The sequence below is a fragment of the Mycobacterium sp. genome, from assembly GCF_050701675.1.
Classification (GTDB): Bacteria; Actinomycetota; Actinomycetes; order Mycobacteriales; family Mycobacteriaceae; genus Mycobacterium.
The window spans coordinates 1-2,700 of the sequence record NZ_JBOGDD010000414.1; the positions used below are offsets into that span (position 1 = coordinate 1).

6 protein-coding genes are annotated in these 2,700 nt (G+C 64.9%); 4 read left to right on the forward strand and 2 right to left on the reverse strand.

Features of this window, described 5'->3' with window-relative positions; all coding sequences use genetic code 11:
* Positions 1–285 (forward strand): methyltransferase (locus tag ACRDUX_RS12530; protein ID WP_526414343.1); only part of this gene is annotated, 285 nt, incomplete at its 5' end.
* Positions 282–692: a RidA family protein gene (locus ACRDUX_RS12535; RefSeq protein WP_526414345.1), complete on the forward strand. Its 411-nt coding sequence runs from the start codon at positions 282–284 to the stop codon at positions 690–692. The genes ACRDUX_RS12530 and ACRDUX_RS12535, both read left to right, overlap by 4 nt.
* On the opposite strand, the gene ACRDUX_RS12540 is transcribed toward ACRDUX_RS12535, so the two are convergent.
* The gene (locus ACRDUX_RS12540) at positions 638–1,006 is read right to left on the reverse strand and encodes a DUF952 domain-containing protein (RefSeq protein WP_526414347.1); all 369 of its coding nucleotides are present in this window, start codon (positions 1,004–1,006) and stop codon (positions 638–640) included. The two genes, ACRDUX_RS12535 and ACRDUX_RS12540, sit on opposite strands and share 55 nt — an antisense overlap.
* 136 nt (positions 1,007–1,142) lie before the next feature.
* Between ACRDUX_RS12540 and ACRDUX_RS12545 the strand changes: the two genes are divergently transcribed.
* Both ACRDUX_RS12545 and ACRDUX_RS12550 read left to right on the forward strand, forming a co-directional pair.
* Positions 1,143–1,334 (forward strand): DUF7455 domain-containing protein, encoded by a 192-nt coding sequence (locus tag ACRDUX_RS12545; RefSeq protein WP_526414349.1) that lies wholly within the window; start codon positions 1,143–1,145, stop codon positions 1,332–1,334.
* A 63-nt stretch (positions 1,335–1,397) separates the two neighbouring features.
* Positions 1,398–2,432: a YhjD/YihY/BrkB family envelope integrity protein gene (locus ACRDUX_RS12550; RefSeq protein ID WP_526414351.1), complete on the forward strand. Its 1,035-nt coding sequence runs from the start codon at positions 1,398–1,400 to the stop codon at positions 2,430–2,432.
* Here ACRDUX_RS12550 and ACRDUX_RS12555 read toward each other — a convergent pair.
* On the reverse strand, positions 2,422–2,658 hold the full coding sequence (locus ACRDUX_RS12555; protein ID WP_526414353.1) for a DUF3039 domain-containing protein: 237 nt from the start codon (positions 2,656–2,658) through the stop codon (positions 2,422–2,424). The two genes, ACRDUX_RS12550 and ACRDUX_RS12555, sit on opposite strands and share 11 nt — an antisense overlap.
* Between the last annotated feature and the right edge of the window lie 42 nt (positions 2,659–2,700).

A 2,700-nucleotide genomic window follows, 5' to 3' on the forward strand; every position in this document is an offset into this window, starting at 1 on the left:
ATCCACGACTGGGACGACGAAGAGTCACTGACGATCCTGCGCAACGTCCGTACCGCGATCGCGACCGACGGCAAACTGCTGTTGATGGAACTGGTGCTCCCCGAGGGCGCACCGCATCACCCGGGCATGCTGGTCGACCTCGAGATGCTGGTTCACACCGGCGGGCGTGAACGTACCGCATCCGAGTACGCGGACCTGTTGTCCCGCGCGGGCTTTCGGCAGACCAGGGTCATTCCGACCGCGGGGCCGATGTCACTCGTCGAAGCCGTCCCGGCACAGTCATGACTGCACACCGGATCAACGTCTCGTCGGGATCGGCGTTCGAGGCCGAGGTCGGATATTCGCGGGCAGTTCGCATCGGGCCGCTCGTCGTGGTGGCGGGGACCACCGCCCCCGGCGACGACGTCGCCACCCAGGCGCGGGCGGCATTTCGCCGTATCGAGAGTGCGCTGACGGAGGCCGGCGCCACGCTTGCCGACGTGGTGCGCACGCGGATGTTCGTCACCGACATCGAGCGCTGGCGCGACGTTGCGGCCGTCCACGCCGAGGTGTTCGGTGAGGTCCGTCCCGTTGCCACGATGGTCGAGGTGTCCGCACTGATCTCGCCCGACCTCCACGTCGAAATCGAGGTCGATGCCTACGTGTCGGAGGGAGACAGCTCAGCGAACCCGCCGTCCCGCTCCGGCCGGTAGGTCGTGACACTCGTCACAGCTGCCACGGGCAGGGGGCCGTACAGATGAGGGAACGTCATCGACGCCGGATCCGTCGGCACGCCCGGTTCCCACCGCACGGGTGCGCCGAGCAGATCCGGATCCAGGCGAAGCAAGACCATGTCGGTGCGGCCCGCGAATAGGCGATTGGCAGGCAGATGCACCTGCTCGGGGGCTGAAAGGTGAATGAAGCCTTCGCTCTCCAAGGAGGGCGGGCGCCGCTCACCAGCATCCTTGGCGCGTTCCCACTCATCGGTGGTGCAGAGGTGAATCAGTTCTCGCGGCGACGGGATCATGCGGTCAGTGTGCCCGTGGCGCAACTTCGAGGTCGCGTGAGACACGACACACCGGTGAACGACCGGGGAACAAGGCCGGAAGCGAAAACGTCTGACACAGTAGATCTACGCACGTAGCAGATATGGAGGAGGCGCCATGAACGCAACTCTGACCAGCCCTGAGCTGACTCGGGCTGATCGCTGCGATCGGTGCGGCGCCGCCGCTCAGGTCGTTGCCAAACTCCCCTCTGGCGCCGTGCTGCTCTTCTGCCAGCACCACGCCAACGAGCACGAGGCAAAGCTGGTCGAATTGGCCGCGGTGTTGGAGACCAGCCAGCCCCTGTCGTGACGGACACGGACTGACCGACCACTCCGCGCGCTCGGCCGGGCCGTCGGGAATGCTGGTGTGGTCATGACGGACCAGCATTCACCGGCGAAGCCCTCCCGGCATCACATCTGGCGCATCGCCAAGCGAACCATCGCCAAGAGTTGGGATGACTCCATCTTCTCGGAGTCGGCCCAGGCGGCGTTTTGGTGCGCGTTGTCTCTGCCACCCCTACTGCTCGGCATGCTCGGCAGTCTGGCCTACATAGCGCCGCTGTTCGGTCCGGAGACCCTGCAGACGATCGAAGACCGTCTGATCAGTACCGCAGGCAACCTGTTCTCGGGCAACGTGGTGAACGAGATCATTGCACCGACGGTCTCGGACATCGTGGCGGGCGCCAGGGGCGAGGTCGTGTCACTCGGATTCGTCATCTCGCTGTGGGCGGGCTCGTCAGCGGTCTCTGCGTTCGTCGACTCGGTCGTCGAGGCGCACGACCAGACGGAACTACGACATCCCGTCCGCCAACGCTTCTACGCTCTCGGCCTGTACGTGATCATGTTGGTATTCGTCATCGCCACGGCACCGTTGCTCGCAATCGGACCGATGAAGGTCGCGGAGCACATCCCCCAGAGTTGGCAGTACTTCTTGAGCTACGGGTACTACCCCGTTCTGTTCATCGGTCTGGTCACCGCGGTGAACATCCTCTACCGGGTGGCACTGCCCAAGCCACTCCCCTCGCACCGACTGCTCTACGGTTCGGTGCTCGCGGCGTTGGTCTTCCTGGTCGCGACGTTGGGGCTTCGCGTGTACCTGACGTGGATCACAGGGACCGGGTACACCTACGGCGCGTTGGCGACACCGATCGCGTTCCTGTTGTTCGCCTTCTTCCTCGGCTTCTCGATCATGACGGGCGCCGAACTCAACGCCGCCATCCAAGAAGAGTGGCCCGCGCCCGACACCCACGCCAATCGGCTCAGAGGCTGGCTTGAGGAGAAGGCCGACGAACGCAATGGCGACGGCCCGCTGCACCCCGATGACGGGGCCAGGTCAAAGGGCCGGGCGACCGACGGACCTGACGAGACAGCTGCTGACGTGCCCGGCAGGCCTGCCGCTACTTCTTGAGCGCCTGGTAGATCCGCTTGCAGTCCGGGCAGACCGGCGAGCCGGGCTTGGCCGACTTCGTCACCGGGAACACCTCGCCGCACAGCGCGACGACGTGCGTGCCCTCGACCGCGCTCTGCACGATCTTGTCCTTCTTCACGTAATGGAAGACCTTGGGTGTGTCGTCATCGGTTCCGTCGTCGACGCGTTCGTCGGTTTCGGTGCGCTCGATGGTCTGCGTTTCCATGACGTTCATTGTGCCTGGCAAGGAAGCGGTAATAAACCGGAC